This is a genomic window from Pseudomonas sp. Larv2_ips, assembly GCF_963879675.1.
GTDB lineage: Bacteria > Pseudomonadota > Gammaproteobacteria > Pseudomonadales > Pseudomonadaceae > Aquipseudomonas.
In genome coordinates this window covers 655,889-680,476 of the sequence record NZ_CAWOAW010000014.1, presented here as the reverse complement: position 1 = coordinate 680,476, position 24,588 = coordinate 655,889, and the positions used below count along the sequence as shown (strand labels likewise).

Annotated in this window: 18 protein-coding genes; 7 read left to right on the top strand and 11 right to left on the bottom strand. The window is 59.8% G+C overall.

The features are described 5' to 3' along the window. Window positions 1-20: 20 nt before the first annotated feature. A complete protein-coding gene (sthA, locus tag AACV02_RS09600) occupies window positions 21-1,415 on the bottom strand; it encodes a Si-specific NAD(P)(+) transhydrogenase (protein WP_005786183.1) in 1,395 nt (464 codons plus the stop codon). A 234-nt stretch (window positions 1,416-1,649) separates the two neighbouring features. Here sthA and AACV02_RS09595 point away from each other — a divergent pair, with 234 nt between their 5' ends. Continuing rightward, on the top strand, window positions 1,650-2,192 hold the full coding sequence (locus AACV02_RS09595) for a chalcone isomerase family protein (RefSeq protein WP_119739206.1): 543 nt from the start codon (window positions 1,650-1,652) through the stop codon (window positions 2,190-2,192). Between the two features lie 257 nt (window positions 2,193-2,449). Next, window positions 2,450-3,748 carry an MFS transporter gene (locus tag AACV02_RS09590; protein ID WP_106576927.1) on the top strand — a complete coding sequence of 433 codons (1,299 nt, stop codon included), beginning with the start codon at window positions 2,450-2,452 and terminating at the stop codon, window positions 3,746-3,748. A 164-nt stretch (window positions 3,749-3,912) separates the two neighbouring features. On the opposite strand, the gene AACV02_RS09585 is transcribed toward AACV02_RS09590, so the two are convergent. Continuing rightward, entirely contained in the window at window positions 3,913-5,376 is a 1,464-nt protein-coding gene (locus AACV02_RS09585; RefSeq protein WP_023659083.1) for a glyceraldehyde-3-phosphate dehydrogenase, read from the bottom strand. A 340-nt stretch (window positions 5,377-5,716) separates the two neighbouring features. On the opposite strand from AACV02_RS09585, the gene mfd reads away from it, so the two are divergent. From mfd to AACV02_RS09570, 3 genes are read left to right on the top strand one after another with little or no spacing between them, the layout of a single operon-like run. Further along, entirely contained in the window at window positions 5,717-9,166 is a 3,450-nt protein-coding gene (gene mfd / locus AACV02_RS09580) for a transcription-repair coupling factor (protein WP_106576928.1), read from the top strand. 11 nt (window positions 9,167-9,177) lie between these two features. Next, window positions 9,178-9,747, top strand: coding sequence for a CsiV family protein (locus tag AACV02_RS09575; protein WP_119739204.1), 570 nt, complete (start codon window positions 9,178-9,180; stop codon window positions 9,745-9,747). A 9-nt stretch (window positions 9,748-9,756) separates the two neighbouring features. After that, complete coding sequence (locus AACV02_RS09570) at window positions 9,757-12,447, top strand: DEAD/DEAH box helicase (RefSeq protein ID WP_119739202.1); 2,691 nt, start codon at window positions 9,757-9,759, stop codon at window positions 12,445-12,447. A gap of 101 nt (window positions 12,448-12,548) precedes the next feature. On the opposite strand, the gene nagZ is transcribed toward AACV02_RS09570, so the two are convergent. Both nagZ and AACV02_RS09560 read right to left on the bottom strand, forming a co-directional pair. Beyond that, window positions 12,549-13,559: a beta-N-acetylhexosaminidase gene (nagZ, locus tag AACV02_RS09565; protein ID WP_119739200.1), complete on the bottom strand. Its 1,011-nt coding sequence runs from the start codon at window positions 13,557-13,559 to the stop codon at window positions 12,549-12,551. Window positions 13,560-13,703: 144 nt separating this feature from the next. Beyond that, window positions 13,704-14,411, bottom strand: a complete 708-nt coding sequence (locus AACV02_RS09560; RefSeq protein ID WP_119739198.1) for a TetR/AcrR family transcriptional regulator — start codon at window positions 14,409-14,411, stop codon at window positions 13,704-13,706. A 263-nt stretch (window positions 14,412-14,674) separates the two neighbouring features. Here AACV02_RS09560 and lexA point away from each other — a divergent pair, with 263 nt between their 5' ends. Further along, window positions 14,675-15,283: a transcriptional repressor LexA gene (gene lexA, locus AACV02_RS09555; RefSeq protein ID WP_119739196.1), complete on the top strand. Its 609-nt coding sequence runs from the start codon at window positions 14,675-14,677 to the stop codon at window positions 15,281-15,283. Between the two features lie 10 nt (window positions 15,284-15,293). After that, window positions 15,294-15,767: an SOS-induced cell division inhibitor SulA gene (gene sulA, locus AACV02_RS09550; RefSeq protein ID WP_106576933.1), complete on the top strand. Its 474-nt coding sequence runs from the start codon at window positions 15,294-15,296 to the stop codon at window positions 15,765-15,767. A gap of 299 nt (window positions 15,768-16,066) precedes the next feature. On the opposite strand, the gene AACV02_RS09545 is transcribed toward sulA, so the two are convergent. From AACV02_RS09545 to AACV02_RS09515, 7 genes are all read right to left on the bottom strand, one after another. Continuing rightward, a complete protein-coding gene (locus tag AACV02_RS09545) occupies window positions 16,067-16,300 on the bottom strand; it encodes a hypothetical protein (RefSeq protein WP_053255041.1) in 234 nt (77 codons plus the stop codon). A 261-nt stretch (window positions 16,301-16,561) separates the two neighbouring features. Beyond that, window positions 16,562-17,083: a DUF6586 family protein gene (locus tag AACV02_RS09540; protein WP_119739194.1), complete on the bottom strand. Its 522-nt coding sequence runs from the start codon at window positions 17,081-17,083 to the stop codon at window positions 16,562-16,564. Between the two features lie 127 nt (window positions 17,084-17,210). Next, window positions 17,211-19,832 (bottom strand): type I DNA topoisomerase, encoded by a 2,622-nt coding sequence (gene topA / locus AACV02_RS09535; RefSeq protein ID WP_119739192.1) that lies wholly within the window; start codon window positions 19,830-19,832, stop codon window positions 17,211-17,213. 114 nt (window positions 19,833-19,946) lie between these two features. Further along, window positions 19,947-20,183 (bottom strand): DUF1653 domain-containing protein, encoded by a 237-nt coding sequence (locus AACV02_RS09530; protein WP_021490990.1) that lies wholly within the window; start codon window positions 20,181-20,183, stop codon window positions 19,947-19,949. Window positions 20,184-20,280: 97 nt separating this feature from the next. Further along, window positions 20,281-21,456 (bottom strand): acetyl-CoA C-acyltransferase FadA, encoded by a 1,176-nt coding sequence (gene fadA, locus AACV02_RS09525; protein ID WP_106576936.1) that lies wholly within the window; start codon window positions 21,454-21,456, stop codon window positions 20,281-20,283. A 29-nt stretch (window positions 21,457-21,485) separates the two neighbouring features. Then, window positions 21,486-23,633 (bottom strand): fatty acid oxidation complex subunit alpha FadB, encoded by a 2,148-nt coding sequence (gene fadB / locus AACV02_RS09520; protein ID WP_119739190.1) that lies wholly within the window; start codon window positions 23,631-23,633, stop codon window positions 21,486-21,488. A 495-nt stretch (window positions 23,634-24,128) separates the two neighbouring features. Then, window positions 24,129-24,566, bottom strand: coding sequence for a hypothetical protein (locus AACV02_RS09515; protein WP_119739187.1), 438 nt, complete (start codon window positions 24,564-24,566; stop codon window positions 24,129-24,131). Window positions 24,567-24,588: the final 22 nt, after the last annotated feature.

Here is a 24,588-nt window from a genome sequence, read left to right as displayed (position 1 = left end):
AGGCCACCGGCCGGAGCCGCTCAAAAAAGCCGGTTGAGGCCGTCGTAGGCCGCTACCCGATAGGCTTCGGCCATGGTCGGGTAGTTGAACGTGGTGTTCACAAAATACTTGAGGGTATTTTGCTCGCCCGGCTGGTTCATGATGGCCTGGCCGATGTGCACGATCTCCGAGGCCTGGTAGCCGAAGCAATGCACGCCGAGGACTTCCAGGGTCTCGCGGTGGAACAGGATCTTGAGCATGCCTTGCGGCTCACCGGCGATCTGCGCACGCGCCATGCTCTTGAAGAACGCCTTGCCGACTTCATAAGGCACCTTGGCCTTGGTCAGTTCGTGTTCGTTCTTGCCGATCGAGCTGATCTCCGGAATCGTGTAGATACCGGTCGGCACGTCGTTCACATAACGCCAGCTGCCATTGTCGACAATGCTGCCGGCCGCTGAACGGCCCTGGTCATGCGCGGCACTGGCCAGGCTTGGCCAGCCGATCACGTCACCGGCACCATAGATATTGGTCACGCAGGTGCGGTAGTTCTCGTCCACTTCGATCTGGCCACGGCTGTTGACCTTCACGCCGATGTTTTCCATGCCCAGCTTGTCGGTGTTGCCGGTACGGCCGTTGCACCACAGCAAGGCGTCGGCCTTGATCTTCTTGCCGGATTTGAGGTGCAGGATCACACCGTTGTCCAGGCCTTCGACCCGCTCGTACTCTTCGTTGTGGCGCACGGTGATGTTGTTGTTGCTGAAGTGGTAGCTCAACGCCTGGGAAATTTCCGAGTCGAGGAAGCTCAGCAACTGGTCGCGGTTATCCACCAGCTCCACCAATACGCCCAGGCCGCTGAAAATCGAGGCGTATTCACAGCCAATCACGCCGGCGCCGTAGATGATCAATTTGCGCGGGGTGTGGCCCAGGCTCAGGATGGTGTCGCTATCGTAGATACGCGGGTGATGGAAATCGATATCGGCCGGGCGATACGGGCGCGAACCGGTGGCGATGATGATGTGCTTGGCCACCAGCTTCTCGACCACGCCGTTGGCGCAGACCACTTCGACGGTTTGCTCGTCGGCAAAACTGCCGGTGCCGAAGAACAGGTCGACGCGGTTACGGGCGTAGTAGCCGGTGCGCGACGCGACTTGCTTGGAGATGACTTTTTCGGCGCTTTTCAATACGTCCGGGAACGAGAACCAGCGCGGCTCACCAATGGCCCGGAACATCGGGTTGGTGTTGAACTGCATGATCTGGCGCACCGAGTGACGCAAGGCCTTGGACGGGATGGTACCCAGGTGGGTGCAGTTACCGCCGACCTGGCGACGGCTATCGACCATCGCCACCTTGCGCCCAGCTTTGGCGGCGTTCATCGCCGCACCTTCTCCAGCCGGGCCGGAACCCAGTACCACCACGTCGTAGTTGTAGACAGCCATGCGTACTCCTCAGAACAGGCCAGGCGTACGGTTGGACGCCTGGCTAAATCATGCCGCGGCCAGCGGGCATGAAGGACAATTTGGCTCAAGTGTGTGAGCCGGGGCACAGTCTATAGAAGGCTCAACGCCGCGAACATTAACCCTTGGTCGCGTCGTAGGCCAGTCTTGCCTTTACTACAGAACCCGCAAATTGCAATTAGACTGCTGACACGCACCTTTGCAGGAAGAGCCATTATGCGGCATGTCGTTTTCTGTTTATTGCTGATTTTCTGTGTGGCAGTGCAGGCCAGTGAGGCGGACCGCCTGAAGCAGGCCGGTTTTCCTGCGCAATCTCATGACCTGGTGCTGAAAAACCAGACGGTGCTGGTGTATCTCTGGGCGGATGTGTATGCGGCAGCGGTGTATGCCCCCGCCGACACCAGCGCGAAAGCCGCCTGGGACCAGCAAAAGAATCTGCGCCTGGCGCTGTATTACTTTCGCGACATCGACCGTAACGACGTGATCAAGGCGGCCACCACGACCTTGGAGCGCCAGCAAAGCAGCGCCACCCTCGCCCGCTTGAAGCCGCAACTGGACCAACTGCATGCACGCTTTCGCAATATCCGCAGCGGCGATCGTTACGCCCTGGACTTTCGGCCTGGGCGCGGCTTGAACCTGGAAATCAATGATCAGGTGGTGTTCAGCAGCCATGATGATGAATTGGCGAAAGCCTATCTCGGCATCTGGCTGGCGCCCAAAGGCCTGTCCGACAGCCTGCGCAACTCCCTCCTCAACTGATCAACACAAAATCCTGTGGGAGCTGGCTTGCCTGCGATAGCGGTGGGTCAGCCACTCATTTGCTGACTGACACACCGCTATCGCAGGCAAGCCAGCTCCCACAGTGATTTTTACCCGCCAAGACACCTGCGCATTTAGTCAGCTTGCTATCAGTTTTTATTGCGGGTAGTGGCCAATACACATATGGTTACAAAGAAGCAGCAAGGATGAGCGATGACCAGGGATCACTAATAAGATAGCCAAAATGAGTGCATGACATGTCCACTACCACGGGCAAAGGCAAGGCGATTTTTCGCGTTGTCAGCGGCAACTTCCTCGAGATGTTCGATTTCATGGTCTATGGCTTCTACGCCACGGCCATTGCCAAAACCTTCTTTCCCACCGACAGCGCGTTTGCTTCCTTGATGCTGTCCCTGGCGACCTTCGGCGCCGGCTTCCTGATGCGGCCCCTGGGCGCGATCTTCCTCGGCGCCTACATCGACCGCCACGGCCGTAAGAAAGGCCTGGTCATCACCCTGGCCATGATGGCCGCCGGCACCGTCCTCATCGCTTGCGTCCCTGGCTATGCCACCCTGGGCGTGGCGGCGCCGTTGCTGGTGCTGTTTGGTCGCTTGCTGCAAGGTTTCTCCGCTGGCGTCGAGCTGGGCGGTGTGTCGGTGTACCTGGCGGAAATCGCCACACCCGGGCGCAAGGGCTTCTTCGTCAGCTGGCAGTCCGCCAGTCAGCAGGCCGCGGTGGTGTTCGCCGGGTTGCTCGGCGTGGGCCTGAACCACTGGCTCAGCCCCGAAGAAATGGGTGACTGGGGCTGGCGCGTGCCGTTCCTGATCGGCTGCCTGATCGTGCCGGTGATCTTCGTGATTCGCCGCTCGCTGGAAGAAACCCCTGAGTTCCAAGCGCGTAAACACCGCCCTACCCTGCAGGAAATTGTGCGCTCGATCGGTCAGAACTTCGGCATCGTCATCGCCGGCATGGCGCTGGTGGTGATGACCACCGTGTCGTTCTACCTGATCACCGCCTACACCCCGACCTTCGGCAAGGCCGAGCTGCACCTGTCGGACTTCGACGCGTTGCTGGTGACCGTGTGCGTGGGCATCTCCAATTTCATCTGGCTGCCGGTGATGGGCGCGGTGTCCGACAAGATCGGACGCAAACCCCTGCTGCTGGGCGCGACAATTCTGGCGATTCTTACCGCGTATCCGGCGTTGTCGTGGCTGGTGGCCAATCCGAGCTTCAGCCATCTGCTGATCGTGCTGCTGTGGTTGTCGTTCCTGTATGGCTCGTACAACGGTGCGATGGTGGTGGCGCTCACCGAGATCATGCCGGTGGAAGTGCGCACTACCGGGTTTTCCCTGGCCTACAGCCTGGCAACCGCGACCTTTGGTGGGTTTACACCGGCGGCCTGCACCTACCTGATCCACGTGCTGGACAATAAGGCAGCGCCTGGGATCTGGCTCAGTGGTGCGGCGATACTCGGCTTGATCGCTACATTGATACTGTTCAAGGGCAACCGGCATGAACTGCGCACTGCGCAGGCGTCAGTGGTGGGCGGCGCCTGATAGACCGCTATCGCAGCCAACCCAGCTCCCACCTTTGACTGTATTCACACATCAACCCTGTGGGAGCCGGGCTTGCCCGCGATGAGGCCCCAACATTCACCACAAAACAGCAGCCATAAAAAAAGCCCCGAACCAGTCGGGGCTTTTTCATTTACCGCAAAGGCTTAGCGCGGGAATGCAGGCGGGTTGACCCCGGCCATGTCTTCCATCACGCGAACCACTTGGCAGCTGTAACCGAACTCGTTGTCGTACCAGACGTACAGCACAACGCGGTTGTCCTGGGTGATGGTTGCCTCGGCATCCACCACACCGGCGTGGCGCGAGCCCACGAAGTCGGTCGACACCACTTCCTGCGAGTTAACGAAGTCGATCTGCTTATGCAGGTCCGAGTGCAGCGCCATGTAGCGCAGGTACTCGTTCATTTCTTCACGGGTGGCGGCTTTCTCAAGGTTCAGGTTGAGAATGGCCATCGACACGTTCGGCGTCGGCACGCGGATCGCGTTACCGGTCAGCTTGCCGGCCAGCTCAGGCAGGGCCTTGGCAGCAGCGGTGGCAGCACCGGTCTCGGTGATGACCATGTTCAACGCGGCGCTACGGCCACGGCGATCGCCTTTGTGGAAGTTGTCGATCAGGTTCTGGTCGTTGGTGTACGAGTGAACTGTTTCAACGTGACCGTTGACGATGCCGAACTTGTCATTAACAGCCTTCAGCACCGGCACGATGGCGTTGGTGGTGCAGGAAGCAGCCGACACGATCTTGTCGTCAGCGGTGATTTCGCCGTGGTTGATACCGTGAACGATGTTCTTCAGCTTGCCTTTGCCAGGCGCGGTCAGCACAACGCGGTCGATACCCGGGCAGGCCAGGTGTTGGCCCAGGCCCTCGGCATCACGCCATACGCCGGTGTTGTCCACCAGCAGGGCGTCCTTGATGCCGTACTGGGTGTAATCCACCTCAGACGGGTTCTTCGCGTAGATCACCTGGATCAGGTTACCGTTGGCGGTGATGGTGTTGTTTTCTTCGTCGATGACGATGGTGCCGTTGAACGGACCGTGTACCGAGTCGCGGCGCAAGAGGCTGGCGCGTTTGGTCAGGTCGTTCTCGGCGCCTTTGCGCACAACGATGGCACGCAGGCGCAGGCCGTCGCCGCCACCGGTTTTTTCGATCAGGATGCGCGCCAGCAGGCGGCCGATACGGCCAAAGCCGTACAGCACAACGTCAGTGCCTTTACGGGCAGCGGCGTTTTGCTGGCCAACCACATCGGCCATTTCTTCACGCACGAACTGCTCGGCGGTGCGGCCAGCGCCTTCTTTGCGGAATTTGTAAGCCAACTTGCCCAGGTCTACCGAGGCCGCGCCGAGCTTGAGCTCGCTCATGGCTTTAAGCAGAGGGAATGTTTCGTGGACGGAGAGTTCGCTGTCGTCGGCGGAACGATGGCGAGCAAAGCGATGCGCCTTGAGAATCGCGATGACTGATTGGTTGATCAGGCTGCGGCCATAGATCGAGCTCACCACATTGTTATTGCGGTACAGCTGACCGATAAGCGGAATCATCGCTTCAGCGAGTGCTTCACGGTCGATCCATTCACCAAGACACTGGTCGGGCTTCTGAGTCACGGGAACCTTCCACATGTAGGGGCAGAAAAAAGGGGCTACATTATGTCGTCCGACCGGCCGTTGAGCAATGCGCCAACCACAACAAAAAGCGCTTGCAAAAAAACACTACCCCGCTACAGCCCAGTAAATACGCGGGTTCCAGAAGGCCACCAATGACGCCGCGCCGCCAACTTGTCCGTAACCCTCCGAAACATCCGTACTTTTTGGCACTACATATTGAGTCAAAACCCACCATTGTTTGTCTTAGCCACTACATTTCCTGCAAACCGTAATAGGCTCAGTCAGCAACTGACAGGCGGCACCTCGGGCCGTTACAATTACCGACTTTGTCGCAACGCTTGGAGCTCAACCTTCCGTGCCCGTTCTGCGTCTACCGATTCTCCCTGCCGCGGCAGGTAAACAGCACTGGGGCAACCTGCCCGGTGCCGCCCTGAGCCTGGCCATCGCCGAGGCTGCCAGCGCAGCCAAGCGCTTTACCCTGCTGCTCACCGCCGACAGCCAAAGTGCCGAGCGACTGGAGCAGGAGCTGAGCTTCTTCGCCCCCGATTTGCCGGTGCTGCACTTTCCCGACTGGGAAACCCTGCCTTACGACCTGTTTTCGCCGCACCAGGACATCATTTCCCAGCGCATCGCCAGCCTGTACCGCTTGCCGGAACTGGCCCACGGCGTGCTGGTGGTGCCGATCACCACGGCCCTGCATCGCCTGGCGCCAACCAAGTTTCTGCTGGGCAGCAGCCTGGTGCTGGATATCGGCCAGAAGCTCGACGTGGAACAGATGCGCACGCGCCTGGAAGCCAGCGGCTACCGCTGCGTCGACACGGTGTACGAACACGGCGAGTTCGCCGTGCGTGGCGCGCTGATCGACCTGTTCCCGATGGGCAGCAAGCTGCCGTACCGCATCGACCTGTTCGACGACGAAATCGAGACACTGCGCACCTTCGACCCGGAGAACCAGCGCTCGATTGATAAAGTCGAGTCGATCAAACTGTTGCCGGCGCGGGAATTCCCGCTGCAAAAAGATGCCGTCACACGCTTCAAGGCCCGCTTTCGCGAACGCTTCGACGTGGACTTCCGCCGCTGCCCGATCTTTCAGGACCTGAGCAGTGGGATTACGCCGGCCGGTATCGAGTACTACCTGCCGCTGTTCTTTGACGAAACCTCCACCCTGTTCGATTACCTGCCCCAGGACACCCAAGTGTTCTCGCTGCCAGGCATTGAGCAGGCAGCGGAAAACTTCTGGAACGATGTGCGCAATCGCTATGAAGAGCGCCGCGTCGATCCATCGCGGCCTTTATTGCCGCCTGCCGAGCTGTTCCTGCCGGTAGAAGACTGCTTCGCTCGCTTGAAAAACTGGCCGCGCGTAGTCGCCAGCCAACAGGACGTGGACGCCGGCAGCGGCCGCGAGCGCTTCCCGGCGAGCACGCTGCCGGACCTGGCGATTCAGGCCAAAGCCACGCAGCCGCTGGAAGCGTTATCCAACTTCCTCGGCGACTTCCCCGGCCGCGTGCTGTTTACCGCCGAGTCCGCCGGCCGCCGCGAAGTGCTGCTGGAGTTGCTCGAACGCCTGAAGCTGCGCCCGAAAACCGTCGACAGCTGGCCGGACTTTGTTAAGAGCAAAGACCGCCTGGCGATCACCATTGCGCCGCTGGATGAAGGTTTGTTGCTGGATGACCCAGCACTGGCGCTGATCGCCGAGAGCCCGCTGTTCGGCCAACGCGTGATGCAGCGCCGCCGCCGTGAAAAACGCGCCGACATCAACAACGACGCAGTGATCAAGAACCTGACCGAGCTGCGCGAAGGCGCGCCGGTGGTGCATATCGACCACGGCGTGGGCCGCTACCTCGGGCTGCAAACCCTGGAGATCGACAACCAGGCCGCCGAATTCCTCACCATGGAATACGCCGAGGGCGCCAAGCTTTACGTGCCGGTGGCCAGCCTGCACCTGATCGCGCGCTACACCGGCAGCGACGACGCCCTGGCGCCGTTGCATCGCCTGGGCTCCGAGACCTGGCAGAAAGCCAAGCGCAAAGCCGCTGAACAGGTGCGCGACGTCGCCGCTGAACTGCTCGACATCTATGCACGCCGCGCGGCCCGCGAAGGCTACGCGTTTGCCGACCCGAAAGCCGACTACGCCACGTTCAGTGCCGGCTTCGCCTTCGAGGAAACCCCGGACCAGCAAACCACCATCGAAGCGGTGCGCGCCGATATGCTCGCGCCCAAGCCGATGGACCGTCTGGTGTGCGGCGACGTGGGCTTCGGTAAAACCGAGGTGGCCATGCGCGCCGCCTTTATTGCCGTGCATGGCGGCAAGCAGGTGGCGATTCTGGTGCCGACCACCCTGCTCGCCCAACAACACTACAACAGCTTCCGCGACCGCTTTGCCGACTGGCCGGTGAGCGTGGAAGTGATGAGCCGCTTCAAGTCCGCCAAAGAGGTGAACGCCGCTGTCGCCGACTTGGCTGAGGGCAAGATCGACATCGTGATCGGCACCCACAAGCTGCTGTCGGACGATGTGAAAATCAAAAACCTCGGCTTGGTGATCATCGACGAAGAGCACCGCTTCGGAGTGCGCCAGAAAGAACAACTGAAGAACCTGCGCAGCGAAGTCGACATCCTCACCCTCACCGCCACGCCGATTCCGCGCACGCTGAACATGGCCGTGTCGGGCATGCGTGACCTGTCGATCATCGCCACGCCGCCGGCACGTCGCCTGTCGGTGCGCACCTTCGTGATGGAACAGAACAAAAGCACGGTCAAGGAAGCGCTGTTGCGTGAACTGCTGCGCGGCGGCCAGGTGTACTACCTGCACAATGACGTCAAAACCATCGAGAAATGCGCCGCCGACCTTGCCGAACTGGTGCCGGAAGCCCGCATCGCCATCGGCCACGGGCAGATGCGCGAGCGCGAACTCGAACAGGTGATGAGCGACTTCTACCACAAGCGCTTCAACGTGCTGATCGCCTCGACCATCATCGAGACGGGCATCGACGTGCCGAGCGCCAACACCATCATCATCGAGCGCGCCGACAAGTTCGGCCTGGCGCAGCTGCACCAATTGCGCGGCCGCGTCGGGCGCAGTCACCACCAGGCCTATGCCTACCTGTTGACGCCGCCGCGTCAGCAGATTACCTCCGACGCCGAGAAGCGCCTGGAGGCGATCGCCAATACCCAGGACCTCGGTGCCGGCTTTGTGCTGGCCACCAACGACCTGGAAATCCGTGGCGCCGGCGAACTGCTCGGCGACGGCCAGAGTGGGCAGATCCAGGCCGTCGGTTTCACCCTCTATATGGAGATGCTCGAGCGTGCGGTGAAAGCCATCCGCAAGGGCGAACAACCGAACCTCGATCAACCCTTGGGTGGCGGCCCGGAAATCAACCTGCGCTTGCCGGCATTGATTCCCGAAGACTACCTGCCGGATGTGCACGCGCGGCTGATTCTGTACAAGCGCATCGCCTCGGCCACCGACGAAGAAGGTCTCAAGGACCTGCAAGTGGAGATGATCGACCGCTTCGGCCTGTTGCCGGAGCCGACCAAGAACCTGGTGCGCCTGACCCTGCTCAAATTGCAGGCCGAGCAGTTGGGCATCAAGAAGGTCGACGCCGGGCCGCAAGGCGGGCGTATCGAGTTCGAAGCGCAAACGCCGGTGGACCCACTGGTGCTGATCAAGCTGATTCAGGGCCAGCCCAACCGCTACAAGTTCGAAGGGGCTACGCTGTTCAAATTCATGGTGCCGATGGAACGTGCCGAAGAACGCTTTAATACATTAGAGGCGCTGTTTGAGCGCCTCATCCCGAAATCTGCTTGAAGGACGCCCCAATGCGCCTGTTCCGCATTTTGAGCTTGTTGTTGGTGGTCGTTGCTCCTTCGGCGTTTGCCGACAGCCCCTATCTGGTGGAAATGATTCTGGTGCGCCAGAACGCCGAGCCGGTGATCAATAGCCGCGCGGCACCGGAAAACTGGGACGCCGGGGCACCACGGCTGCCGGCGGACAAAATCAGCCCGCCGCGACTGGGCAACATCGTCGACAAGCTCAGTGCCGACACCGGTTACACGGTGCTGCTGCACCGGGCCTGGGACCAGAACCTGGGCGAGCAGCCGGTGAAGCTGGCCATCAGCAATGGCCAGGAGCAGTTTGGCCAGTTTCCCATCGAAGGCACGCTGAACCTGCAACTGGGGCGCTTTACCGATATCGACGCAGACTTCTGGATCAACCAGTTCGACGCCAACGGCAGCGTCATCGCCAGCGAACACTTGAGCCAGCAAGGCGTGCGCACCAAGAACAACCAGCTCAACTACCTGGACGGCGGCCACTTGGCCCTGCTGATCAAGATCACTTCGCTGACCGCCAAACCACCCAGCGCACCACCGCCCGACGCTCAGGACTGATCCAGCGCCATGCCCCTGACATCGTCACTGACCAAACCCCTGGCCCCTTCGTGGGCCAATCGCTTTAAAGAGCAAAGCCTTGAGCGCGGGCGGCGCTACGCCCTCGAAAACCGCGTGCGCATCGTCGAGTCCGGCGACAGCACCATTGTTGCCAGCTGCGAAGGCTCGGGCGGTAACGTTTACCGGCAGACCATCTCGCTGCGCGAATCGGCCAAGGGCATGCTGATTCTGGTGGACAGCCGCTGCACGTGCCCGGTGCACACCAACTGCAAACACATTGCGGCGGTGCTGCTCAAGGTCCAGGAAACCCTGGCTTACCCCGCGGCTGCGCAAGATGCCGAGCTGCTGGAGAAACTCCAGGCCGTGCTGGATAACCGCGTGGTACTGCCGCAAGTGGTGATGGAAGATGTGCGGCCGGTGCCGCGCCTGTGGCTGGCGAGTGTCGAGTTCAGCGCGTTTGAACCGCGCAATGGCAAGATGCAGCGCTATATCCAGCACCGTGCGGCGTTGTCGTTCAACTACCTGGGCAACTATGTCAGCGGGCAAAAAAATGCCGACATCGTGGTGCGCCAAGAAACCCAGAGCCTGCGCATCAAGCGCCATCCGGAGCTGGAGCAGCCGTACCGCGAGCAACTGCGCCTGCTCGGCTTCAAGATCGCCACGCGCCAGAGCAAGGCGTTGCCGGAGAGCGCCGGCGAATTGTTCGAGATGGTCAACGACAGTGCCTGGCTGAATTTCACCCTCAACGCCTCGCCGACCTTGCGCGCCGAGGGCTGGGAGTTGCAGATCGATGAGGATTTCGGTTTCGACTTGAGCGCCGTCGATGACTGGTATGCCACCGTCGATGAAGGCCCGGAACGCGACTGGTTTGACCTGGAGCTGGGCATCATCGTCAACGGCGAGCGCCTGAGCCTGCTGCCGATTCTATTGAACCTGATGCGCTCGCACACCGAGATCCTCAACCCGGAAAAGCTCGCCCGACGCCGCGATGACGAGCTGATCCTGGTAAACATCCCCGGCCTGCCCAACGGTCACGGCCCGCTGCAAGTGGCGCTGCCCTACGGCCGCTTGAAACCGGTGCTGGCCACCCTTGGCGAGTTTTACCTGCAGGAATCGGGCACCACCACCCTGCGCCTGGCCAAGGCCGATGCGATTCGCCTCAACCCGCTGGAAGACCTGCCGCTGCAATGGGAAGGCGGCGAGAAGATCCGCAACTTCGCCCAGCGCCTGCGCGACATCAAGGATTTCACCTGCGAGGCGCCCGAAGGCTTGAACGCAACACTGCGCCCGTATCAACTCGAAGGCTTGAGCTGGATGCAGTCGCTGCGCCAACTCGATGTGGGCGGGATTCTTGCGGATGACATGGGTCTGGGCAAAACCCTACAGACGCTGGCGCATATTCTCAGTGAAAAAATCGCCGGGCGCCTGGATCGGCCGTGCATGGTGGTGATGCCTACCAGCCTGATCCCCAATTGGCTCGATGAAGCCGCGCACTTTACGCCGCAACTCAAGGTATTGGCGCTGTATGGCGCGACACGCAAAAAGCACTTCGCCAACCTGCAGGACTACGACCTGCTGCTGACGACTTATGCGCTGCTGCCCAAAGACATCGAGCAACTCGCCGCCCTGCCCTTGCATGTGCTGATCCTCGACGAAGCCCAGTACATCAAGAACCCCAACAGCAAGGCCGCTCAGGCCGCGCGCGAGCTCAATGCGCGCCAGCGCCTGTGCCTGAGTGGTACGCCGCTGGAAAATCACCTGGGTGAGCTGTGGTCGCTGTTCCACTTCCTGCTGCCGGGCTGGCTGGGCGACGTGAAAAGCTTCAACCGCGATTACCGCGTGCCCATAGAAAAGCGCGCCAGTGATGTGCGACTGCAGCACCTCAACGGTCGGATCAAACCTTTCCTGCTGCGCCGTACCAAGGAACAGGTGGCCACGGAATTGCCGCCCAAGACCGAGATCATCCATTGGGTCGATCTCAACGAAGCCCAGCGTGATGTGTACGAAACCATGCGCCTGGCCATGGACAAGAAGGTGCGCGACGAAATCACCCGCAAGGGCGTGGCGCGTAGCCAGATCATTATTCTTGAAGCGCTGCTCAAGCTGCGCCAGGTGTGCTGCGACCTGCGCCTGGTCAACGACGCCGCCCTGCCCGCGCGCGGCAGCAGCTCGGGCAAGCTCGACAGCCTGATGGAAATGCTCGAGGAGCTGTTTGCCGAAGGACGCCGGATTTTGCTGTTCTCGCAGTTCACCTCGATGCTGAGCCTGATCGAAGTCGAGCTGAAAAAACGCGGCGTGGCTTACGCACTGCTGACCGGCCAGACCCGCGACCGACGCACACCGGTGAAGGATTTCCAGAGCGGCAAGTTGCAGATCTTTCTGATCAGCTTGAAGGCTGGTGGTGTGGGCTTGAACCTGACAGAAGCCGATACGGTGATCCACTATGACCCGTGGTGGAACCCGGCCACGGAGAACCAGGCGACTGACCGCGCGTATCGCATCGGTCAGGAGAAGCCGGTATTCGTCTACAAAATGATTGCGCGGGGCACGGTGGAGGAGAAAATCCAACACCTGCAAAAGGAAAAGTCCGACCTGGCGGCGGGCGTGCTGGATGGGCGTACGACGGGAGATTGGCAGTTGGGCAATGAGGACATCGAAGCGTTGTTTGCGCCGCTGCCCAATAAGCAAGAGAAGCGCTGACCTTCAGATTGCTATCGAGGGAAAGCCCGCTCCCACATTTTGATGCGTGAATACATTCAAGTGTGGGAGCGGGCTTGCCTGCGATGGGCGCACCACGGTGTTCAGCCGATCAGTTGAGCATCCCGCAACGCAGTAAGCGCCGTCAGCCACCGCGGGTCCTGCTTATAGTCCGTCGACGCAATCGCCTGCCCGCGCATCCGCGCAATTCGTGCAGACGGCGTGACCTTCATCCGCTGCGCCGCGGTGAGAGCAAGCTCAGCAGCCGCACGGTCGTTGCACACCAAGCCCATGTCGCAGCCGGCGGTCAGCGCCGCTTCGATCCGGCTGGCCGCATCACCGACCACATGTGCCCCGGCCATGGACAGGTCATCACTGAAAATCACCCCATCGAACTGCAACTCGCCGCGCAGGATGTCCTGCAACCAGCGCCGCGAGAAGCCAGCGGGTTGAGCATCCACCTGCGGATAGATGACGTGCGCCGGCATAACCGCTGCCAATTGCTTGCTCAGGCGTGCGAAAGGCACCAGGTCATTGGCGCGAATCTGTTCCAGGCTACGCTCGTCATTGGGAATGGCGACGTGGGAATCGGCCTCAGCCCAGCCGTGGCCAGGGAAGTGTTTACCGGTGGCGGCCATGCCGGCGTTGTTCATGCCGCGAATGAAGGCACCGGCAAGCACGGCGGCGCGCTCGGGGTCGCCTTCAAACGAGCGGGTGCCGACCACGGCGCTGCGCTGGTAATCCAGGTCCAGCACCGGGGCGAAACTCAGGTCAAGGCCAACCGCCAGTACTTCAGTGGCCATGATCCAGCCGCACTGCTCGGCCAGGTATTCGGCATTCGGCTTATCCGCCAACAAACGCATGGCCGGCAGACGCACAAAGCCCTGGCGCAGGCGCTGCACGCGCCCGCCTTCCTGGTCGACGGCCAGCAGCAGGTCGGGGCGCACGGCACGGATCGCCGCGCTCAACTCGCGCACCTGGCGTGGGTGCTCGATATTGCGTGCAAAAATGATCAGGCCGCCCACTTCAGGCTGACGCAACAGGTGACGATCCTCGGCCGTCAGCCAGGTACCGGCCACATCAACCATCAAAGAACCTTGCAGGGCAGCAGTCATAAACCTTCCTTAAATAACGCACACAACCCGTTGCCCTCACCTGGCGCAATAAGCGCGGTGAGCACAACGGGTTGCGAGTAAATAGCTGAAATCGGCATGGCGGCTAGCTTAGCGGATGCAAGGGGCCGCGCACACCCGCGGCAATCACGCCTTGGCGACGGCTGGCGTGGATTTACTGCGTGGGCGCAACTGCGCGGCCGCCATGGCCTGGTCGGTCACACCGGTTTCGGCGCGCATGCCGGCGGCAAGGAACGGCACCATCAGGCGCATCACTTGTTCAATGGAGGTATTCACGCCGAAATCGGTCTCGGCAATTGCGCGCAAGGCTTTGATGCCGGACATGCTGAATGCGGCAGCACCGAGCATAAAGTGCACGCGCCAGAACAGTTCGATTGGCGGAATACGCGGCGCGGCTTCGTTGACCAGCAACATGTAGCGGCGGAACACTTTGCCGTACATGTCTTCCAGATAACGCCGCAAGTGGCCCTGGCTCTGGGTGAATGCCAGGCCGAGCAAACGCATGAAGATCGACAGGTCATTGCCGCTGCGCGGTTGAACCACCAGCGCTTGCTCAACCAGAATTTCCAGCAGGTCTTCCAGGCTTGGCTTGTTTTCAGGCTTGGTCTGACGGCGCTCCAGCTCACGGTCGAGGCTGGCGCAGAACGGCCCCAGAAAGCGCGAAAACACCGCCTGGATCAGGGCTTTCTTCGAGCCGAAATGGTAATTCACTGCGGCCAGGTTAACCCCAGCCTTGCTGGTGATCAGCCGCAGTGAAGTTTCAGCAAATCCTTTTTCCGCGAACAATTGCTCGGCAGCATCGAGAATGCGTTCAACGGTTTCCGACTGGGCCATGGCTACTCCGCCTGACAAACACTTGTTTGAAACATACGTTTCAGGGTGTGTCTTGTCAAGCCTGCGAGTCCGTTTTCCGGCCGGGCAGTCATCTATTTAACCGCTATTTAATCACATCCTTCCTGGTCTGTAGGCAGCGCGGTCTCTGCCTTGTAGGAAGGGTGACGAATGACCGTCCAGCGGTGTGCCCAAAAAGGATGATTGCCAAGCGCAGTTCACTGTATATAATCCCAGTCACTGTATAAAAAGACAGAGCGATCAACATGCTAAAACTGACGCCACGCCAAGCTGAGATTCTGGCTTTTATCAAGCGCTGCCTCGATGACAACGGCTACCCGCCGACCCGAGCGGAAATTGCGCTGGAGCTGGGGTTCAAATCCCCAAACGCTGCTGAAGAACACCTCAAGGCCCTCGCTCGCAAAGGCGCGATCGAGATGACCCCAGGGGCTTCTCGCGGTATTCGCATCCCTGGCTTTGAAGCCAAGGCCGACGAATCGACCCTGCCGATCATTGGCCGCGTCGCCGCCGGTGCGCCGATTCTGGCGCAACAGCACGTCGAGGAATCCTGCAACATCAACCCGACCTTCTTCCATCCGCGCGCCGACTACCTGTTGCGCGTACACGGCATGAGTATGAAGGATGTGGGCATTTTCGACGGCGATCTGCTGGCCGTCCACACCACCCGTGAAGCCCATAATGGCCAGATCGTCGTTGCGCGTATCGGCGATGAAGTCACCGTAAAACGCTTCAAGCGCGAAGGCAGCAAGGTCTGGCTGATGGCCGAAAACCCTGAGTTCGCCCCGATTGAAGTGAACCTGAAAGATCAGGATCTGGTGATCGAAGGCTTGAGCGTCGGCGTCATTCGCCGCTAAAGGAGGCACCATGCAGCTCGTGCACACCCCACAACACACACAACTGTCGCTGTTCGAGGCCTTCATGGCTCAACCCCTTGCGCCTATCCTCAAGGAAACGGTCGAGGCCCCGTGGGGCTCCGAACCTGAGGCGTTCAGTGAATTGTCGTTGCGCGGTGCAGCTGGAAGCTGCCTGAGCCTGCTGGCGCCGATCCTGCGTGAACTGAGCGAGGAGCAGGACGCACGTTGGCTGACGCTGATCGCTCCACCTGCCAGCCTGACCCAGGCCTGGCTGCGAGACGCCGGCCTCAACCGCGAGCGCATCCTGTTGCTGCAACCACGTGGCGCGCAAAGCGCCCAACAGTTGACCTGCGAAGCCTTGCGTCTGGGACGTAGCCATACGGTGGTGAGCTGGTTGAACCCGTTGAATACTGCGGCCAAGCAACAACTGATCAGCGCCGCACGGACGGGCGATGCGCAGAGCTTGAATATTCGATTGGGGTAACAGGGAGCTAGCTGATTGCGTAGGTGACAGATAGGTATCTGTGCCACGCGGGCTTCTGTAGCGAGCGGGCTTGCCCGGCGTTGGGCTGCGGAGCAGCCCCATAACCAAGCACCGTGGAATACCTGATATACCGCGTTATCCATTAGGGCCGCTTCGCGCCCCAACGCGGGGCAAGCCCGCTCGCCACAACAAGCCCGCTCACCACAGCAAGCTGACTCGCCTCAGAGGCCTGCTTACTGCAGCGACCTGCTCACTGCAACAAGACCGCCTACAACGAAAAGCACACTTAACTGCAAAACTCAGTGCAGAACTCGCGGCCCGTCGTCCTTCTCCGGTTCGCCTTCTGCCAGGCGACCCGCCATCTGCACACCAACGCTCAACATGGCTTTCGCCACTTCCACGTGCTGGCCTTGCAGGAATGCTTTTGCGTCTTCGGAAAAATCCAAGATAACCAGAGAACCCTCGTCCTCAGCCCGACGCAGCTCGATTCGGCCGTCAGGCAATTCAACAATTTCCAGAAAGGACGTTGGCATAAAAGTCTGTTCTCCACGAAAGGCCGGGATTATATCAGTCATCCACCCAGCCTCGCTGAGGATCTGAACAGGTTTCTCTACGGCTTGATGAATGGTGCCTTTTGAGCCCCGCACCGGACTTTCTCTCTAACTCGGTACAAATGTGGGAGCGGGCTTGCTCGCGAATGCGGCGGATCAGTAATGAATCTGTCGACTGACACTCCGTTTTCGCGAGCAAGCCCGCTCCCACATTTTTGACCGTGTTCAGTCAGCGACTCCGTCTCAGCACTCGTTCAAGCCTTCACGAAACCGCAGCGCCATCTTCTTCAGCTCCTGGCGCCAGCTCTCCAGCTCTTCGCGACTCAGCGGCTTGGGCTCATCCTCTTGCAGGGCAACAGCGACGATCAGCGGCTGCGTCACGTCCCCCTTGGGCACATGAGGAATACGTGGCGGCTGGAACATGTCGGCATGTGCCTTAAGCAGGCGGGCCACCCAGCTGTCGGGGCTTTGGGCCATTTCCACCAACTCGGCCAGCTCAGGAATGGCCATGCTCTCCAGCACTTCGCGGTTCATGATCAGTTCTGCACGCGGCGAACCGGCCTGGGGCAAACGGTAGAACCCGGCGATTTCATGGCACAGCCCCAACAGGGCGCCGTAGAGATGGAACAATGCAGCCTCACGCCCCGCCTGGACCAGCGCGATGGCGTTCATCTCCTTCCCTTCCTCGGCACGGCCAAGGGCTTCCAGGGACAAACCCGCGAAGTAAATTTTCTGATTGGTACGGGTATAGAGTTCGTTGGCCATAACGGCAGTCTCCACAACGAAATAAGCCTGATGCTGGCTCAACAGTGTCACGGATCAGCCGAGACTCCTGCAAGCGCAAAAAAAGGCCGCCCATGCAGGCGGCCTTTGTATTTCGCAGCGTAGTCGATCAAGCGCCCTGGCGCTTGTCCTCGACCTTCCACTTGCCGCCGTCGTAGAACGCTTTCCAGCCCGTAGGCTTGCCGTCCACTTCGGTCTGCACGTACTGCTCCTTGGTTTTGCGGCTGTAGCGGATCACGGCCGGGCGACCGTCGGGATCCTTCTTCGGCGCTTCGCACAGGAAGTGGTACTTGGGATCGATCTCGTCCTTGTGCGGCACGATTTCCAGCACCAGCGGCGCTCGGGTCTCGCGGTTTTTCGGGAACTGGCTGGCCGCCAGGAACAACCCCGAGGCGCCGTCACGCAGAATGTAGGTGTCGTTGACCTTCTCGCACTTGAGTTCAGGCATCTTCACCGGGTCCATCTTCGGCGGCGCCGCGTCACCGCTTTTCAGCAGTTTGCGAGTGTTCTTGCACGTCGGGTTGGTGCAACCGAAGAACTTGCCGAAACGGCCGGTCTTGAGCTGCATCTCACTGCCGCACTTGTCGCATTCCAGGCTCGGGCCTTCGTAGCCCTTGATGCGGTAGCTGCCCTCTTCGATTTCGTAGCCGTCGCAATCCGGGTTGTTACCGCAGATGTGCAACTTGTGCTTCTCGTCGAGCAAGTAGGCATCCATTGCCGTGCTGCAGATCGGGCAACGGTGCTTGCCACGCAATACCAGCGACTCGGATTCACCCTCGTCGTCAGCAGCGATTTCATCACCCGGCACCAGGTTGACGGTGGCCTTGCAGCGCTCTTTCGGCGGCAGGCTGTAGCCCGAGCAACCGAGGAACACGCCGGTGGACGCAGTACGAATCTGCATCGGACGGCCGCAGGTCAGGCACGGGATGTCAGTCATCACCGGCTGGTTGGCACGCATGCCGCTTTCAGGGCTTTCGGCCACTTCGAGCTTCTTCTTGAAGTCGCCGTAGAACTCATCCAGTACGTTTTTCCAGTCGCGCTCGCCCTGGGCCACGTCGTCGAGGTTCTCTTCCATGCCGGCGGTGAAGCCGTAGTCCATCAGGTTGGAGAAGCTCTCGGACAGGCGCTCGGTAACGATGTCGCCCATCTTTTCCGAGTAGAAACGACGGTTGTGCAGCGCGACGTAGCCGCGGTCCTGGATGGTCGAGATGATCGCCGCGTAGGTCGAAGGACGACCGATACCGCGTTTTTCCATCTCTTTTACCAGGCTGGCTTCCGAATAACGCGCCGGCGGCTTGGTGAAGTGCTGGGACGGGTCGAGCTTGATCAGCTTCAACGTGTCGCCCTGGGCCATGTCCGGCAGCACATCGTCATCGCCAGGCTTGGCGATTTGCGGCATCACGCGGGTGTAGCCGTCGAACTTGAGGATACGGCCCTTGGCACGCAGCTCGAAGTCGCCAGCACCGACACTGACAGTGGTGGACAGGTATTGCGCCGGCAGCATCTGGCAGGCCAGGAACTGGCGCCAGATCAGCTCGTAAAGGCGCTCAGCGTCGCGCTCCATGCCGGTCAGCTTGCTTGGCTCGGTATTGGCGTCGGAAGGACGAATCGCTTCGTGAGCCTCCTGTGCGCCTTCCTTGCTGCTGTAGACGTTCGGCTTTTCCGGCAGGTACTTCTTGCCGAATTCGGTTTCAATATAAGTACGCGCCATCGCCACCGCGTCTTGCGACAGGTTGGTGGAGTCGGTACGCATATACGTGATGTAACCAGCTTCATACAGACGCTGAGCCATCATCATGGTTTTCTTCACACCAAAGCCCAGGCGGTTACTCGCGGCCTGTTGCAGGGTGGAGGTGATGAACGGCGCCGACGGCTTGCTGCTGGTCGGTTTGTCTTCACGCTTGACGATGCTGTAGCTGGAAGCCTTGAGCTTCTCCAGCGCGGCCATGGCCTGGGCTTCGTTCAGCGGCTTGAAGGCCTCGCCTTTCTCGCGGGCCACTTCAAAGCGCACATTGGCACCCTTGGCGGTGCCGAGGTCAGCGTGGACTTCCCAGTACTCTTCAGGGTTGAACGCACGAATCTCGCGCTCACGCTCCACCACCAGCTTTACCGCCACCGATTGCACACGACCGGCCGACAGGCCACGGGCGATCTTGGCCCACAGCAGTGGCGAGACCATGTAACCCACGACGCGGTCGAGAAAACGACGGGCCTGTTGAGCGTTTACACGATCGATGTCCAGTTCGCCCGGCTTGGAGAAGGCTTCCTGGATGGCTTTCTTGGTGATTTCGTTGAACACCACACGCTTGTAGCGGCTGTCATCACCACCGATGGCTTCGCGCAGGTGCCAGGCAATGGCTTCCCCTTCGCGGTCCAAGTCGGTTGCGAGATAGATGGTGTCAGCATCCTTGGCGAGCCGGCGCAGCTCTTCGATGACCTTTTCCTTGCCAGGAAGGATCTCGTACTTGGCCTTCCAGCCATGTTCCGGGTCTACACCCATGCGCGAGACCAGCTGCTTGCGCGCTTTCTCTTTAGGTGTGAGCACCGGACCTTCGCCCGCAGCCGCCTTGCCGCGCTTGGCGGCAGGCTCCTTGCTGGCGCTAGCCGAACCGCTGGTGGGCAGGTCTCGGATATGGCCGATACTCGACTTCACCACGTACTCGTTGCCCAAGTACTTGTTGATGGTCTTGGCCTTAGCCGGGGATTCCACAATGACCAGCGATTTGCCCATGGATCGGAAAATTCCTGAATTCGAGAAGTGAAAGGCAGTTGGCGCCTGTCGCGGCAACGCTATATATAGTGGCAACAAGGTGAGGTCAAGCGCAGCATTCTGCGCGACCTGCCGTTATTGCCCTGAAAAAAGACTGGGTTCGGCCTGGACCAAAGCAAAGCGCGGGACCTGCTCGCCGTCAACTTCGACGGTCTCCAGGAACATGCTCAATGGGCGCACCCAAAAGCCGTAATCGCCATACAGTGCTTGGTAAAACACCACTTCTTCTTCGGTCTCGGAGTGCCGCGCCACGTTAAAAACGCGGTACTGCGGCCCCTTATAATGTTGGTAGAGCCCTGGTTCGACTTTCATGCTCTGGCCCTCTTACAAAATTTGTTGAAAAAAAATATTAAAAATTCCAAAAAACAAAAACCGGGGCACTGGGCCCCGGCTTCCGTCAACGCAACGCTTAGACGCGTTCGAAGACGGTGGAAATGCCTTGGCCGAGACCAATGCACATGGTGGCAACCCCAAGGTTGCCGCCATTTTGCTTCATCACGTTAAGCAAAGTGCCGGAAATACGTGCACCGGAGCAACCGAATGGGTGGCCCAGGGCAATCGCACCGCCGTGCAGGTTAACCTTCTCGTTCATCTTGTCGAGTACTTTCAAATCTTTCAGCACTGGCAGGGCCTGTGCGGCGAAAGCTTCGTTGAGCTCGAAGAAGTCGATATCGGAGATGGTCAGGCCCGCGCGCTTCAAGGCTTTTTGTGTGGCCGGTACTGGACCATAGCCCATGATTGCCGGGTCCACACCCGCCACGGCCATCGAACGGATCACGGCCATCGGCTGGATACCCAGGTCCTGGGCACGCTGCGCCGACATCACGATCATGCACGAAGCACCGTCGGTGATTTGCGACGAAGTACCGGCTGTCACGGTGCCGCCCTTTGGATTGAAGGCAGGTTTCAAGGCTGCCAGGCTTTCCAGGGTGGTGTCCGGACGAATGGTTTCGTCGTAGTCGAACAGTTTCAGGAAACCATTTTCGTCATAGCCGTTCATCGGGATGATTTCATCCTTGAACTTGCCTTCCACTGTCGCCTTGTGGGCGAGCTGGTGGGAGCGCAGGCCGAACGCGTCCTGGGCTTCGCGGGTAATGCCGTGCATTTTGCCGAGCATTTCTGCGGTGAGGCCCATCATGCCCGAGGCTTTTGCCGCGTACAGCGACATGTGCGGGTTAGGGTCGACGCCGTGCATCATGCTGACGTGGCCCATGTGCTCCACGCCGCCGACCACGAACACATCGCCGTTGCCGGTCATGATCGCTTGGGCAGCGGTGTGCAGCGCGCTCATCGAGGAGCCACACAGGCGGCTGACGGTCTGGCCGGCTGCGGTGTGCGGGATCTGGGTCATCAACGACGCCATGCGCGCGATGTTCCAACCCTGCTCCAGGGTCTGGTTGACACAGCCCCAGATCACGTCTTCGACTTCGTTCGGGTCGACCTTGACGTTACGCTCCAGCAATTTGCTGATCAGGTGCGCCGACATGTCTTCGGCGCGGGTGTTGCGGTGCATGCCGCCCTTGGAGCGGCCCATCGGTGTGCGACCGAAGTCGACAATCACCACGTCTCTTGGATTCAAGCTCATAAATATTCTCGCTCTATTCGTCTGGGCGCTTAACCGAAGAAGCTCTGGCCATTTTTGGCCATTTCACGCAGCTTCGCGGTCGGGTGGTACAGCGGGCCCAGATCAGCGTATTTGTCAGCCAGGGCAACGAACTCGGCCACACCGATCGAATCGATGTAACGCAGCGCACCACCACGGAATGGAGGGAAACCAATACCGTACACCAGGCCCATATCGGCTTCGGCGGCGGTTTCAACGATGCCGTCTTCCAGGCAACGTACGGTTTCCAGGCACAGGGCGATCATCATCCAGTTGATGATGTCCTCATCGGACACCTCACGCTGCTCGTAGATGACCGGCGCGAGTACTTCGTGAACCGAAGGGTCGGCCACTTTCTTCTGCTTGCCCTTCTTGTCGGCCTCGTAGGCGTAGAAGCCCTTGCCGTTCTTCTGGCCCAGACGCTTGGCTTCGTAGAGTGCGTCGATCGCCGAACGGCGGTCGTCTTTCATGCGGTCCGGGAAGCCTTCAGCCATGACGTCACGACCGTGGTGTCCGGTGTCGATGCCGACCACGTCCATCAGGTACGCCGGGCCCATTGGCCAGCCGAATTTTTCCATGACCTTGTCGATACGCACAAAGTCCACACCGGCGCTGACCAGCTTGGCGAAACCGCCGAAGTACGGGAACAGCACGCGGTTGACCAAAAAGCCCGGGCAGTCGTTAACGACGATCGGGTTCTTGCCCATTTTCTTGGCGTAGGCAACGGTGGTGGCAATCGCCAGCTCGCTGGACTTCTCGCCACGAATCACTTCCACCAGCGGCATCATGTGCACCGGGTTGAAGAAGTGCATGCCGACGAAGTTTTCCGGACGCTTGAGGGCCTTGGCCAGCAAGCTGATGGAAATGGTCGAAGTGTTCGAGGCCAGAATGGTGTCTTCTTTAACCTGAGCTTCCACTTCCGCCAGTACGGCTTGCTTGACCTTCGGGTTCTCGACAACCGCTTCGACCACCAGGTCGACGTGGCCGAAATCGCCGTAGGACAGCGTAGGACGAATGCCGTTAAGCACTTCAGCCATCTTCGCTGCGGTCATGCGACCTTTATCAACGCGGCCAACCAGCAGCTTGGCGGCTTCCGCCAGGCCTTGCTCGATACCGTGTTCGTTGATGTCTTTCATCAGGATCGGCGTGCCTTTGGAGGCCGACTGATAAGCGATACCGCCGCCCATGATACCGGCGCCGAGTACGGCAGCCTGTTTCACGTCTTTGGCGATTTCGTCGTAGGCCTTGGCCTTTTTCTTCAGTTCCTGATCGTTCAGGAACAGACCGATCAGGCTCTGGGCTGCCGAGGTTTTCGCCAGTTTGACGAAACCTGCAGCTTCCACTTCCAGGGCTTTGTCGCGACCGAAGTTCGCGGCCTTCTGGATGGTCTTGATCGCTTCAACCGGCGCCGGGTAGTTCGGGCCGGCCTGGCCTGCCACGAAACCTTTGGCGGTTTCGAACGACATCATTTGTTCGATGGCGTTGAGCTTGAGTTTTTCAAGCTTCGGCTGACGCTTGGCCTTGTAGTCAAATTCGCCGCTGATGGCGCCTTTGATCAGGTTCAGTGCCGCTTCGGCGAGTTTGTCCGGGGCAACCACAGCATCGACGGCACCGACTTTCAGCGCGTCTTCTGCTTTGTTTTCCTTGCCGGCGGCAATCCACTCGATGGCGTTGTCGGCACCGATGATGCGCGGCAGGCGCACGGTGCCGCCAAAACCTGGGTAGATGCCCAGTTTGACTTCAGGCAGGCCGATTTTGGCGGTGACCGACATGACACGGAAGTCTGCGGCCAGGCACATTTCCAGACCGCCGCCCAACGCGATGCCATTGATCGCGGCGACGGTTGGCACGTTGAGGTCTTCGAAATCGCTGAAAATCTTGTTGGCTTCGAGGTTGCCAGCCACCAGCTCGGCATCGGGCAGCTTGAAGTTGTCGACGAATTCGGTGATGTCAGCGCCGACGATAAACACGTCCTTGCCGCTGGAGACGATCACGCCCTTGACCGAAGCATCTGCTTTGATGGTGTCTACGGCCTGGCGCAGTTCGTTCAGGGTTAGACGGTTGAACTTGTTGACGGACTCACCCTTGAGGTCGAATTTCAATTCGACGATGCCACTTTCAAGAGCCTTAACCGTGATGGCTTTACCTTCGTAAATCATCAACTGATCTCCACGATATGGAAGCTGAACAGTACACATTGGACGCTGGCCTCTGGTTGGACATTGATTATTGGGTCAATGCTCATGCCAATCCGCCAGGCACACCCGCCAACGCGCTAGTCGGGGTTCTGTATGAGCGGTCTGACAGACAAACGCTCAATTCATACGCCCGTTTGATTTGGGTACGTCACCTTCATCCAATTCCGGGCAATTGTCAATCGCTCGAAAGGCTAGGAAAAACGCGACTTTCCAGTCAGTTCAGAACCCAGGCCCACGCCTTACGCCGCGCCAATATTCGACTATTCACGAAATCAATAACGGAAATTATGTGGGAAAAGGCTGTACAGAACAGGATATGCCGCTAGGCTAGCGACAACCTTAATGCGCCTGGATGAACATCCGACGCATGCGTTACAGATTTACCGGCCTGCCTGGCCAACTCCAGCCCGATGATGATGTCGGGCTTTTTATTGCCTGGGTTTTATTCGGCAGGCATCAAGCCAGGGCCTTGAGCAACGCATCAATATCCTTCAACACGCTCGCCTCGCCCTTCTCGCCCCAGTACAGGGCGATCATTTGTTTGTCCGCCTCGACCTTGTAGACGTTATCCGGCAGGGTCGCAAAATGCGCCAACAACGTTTCATCGACGCACACTTCGCGCCACTGATTGACCCAAACCCCGGGCTCCAGCTGCCAGTAACACCAAAGGGCCGGCGCATTTGCGCGGCGCGGTCGGCAGTACTGCGCGCAAGGGCTTGGCGGCTCGTGCTTGAGCCAGTACGGCCAGTCCTGCGGCGCCAATTGCATGGCCAGGCCGATGCGGCGCGCCTCCATGCGCAGGGCCATGCGCCCGCTCTGATGGCGCGAGGGACGCAACCAGGCCAGAGGGCTCAGCACCACGAGAAGGATTGACACCACTATCCAGACCGTCATATGTGTACTCCCGAATTTCTAG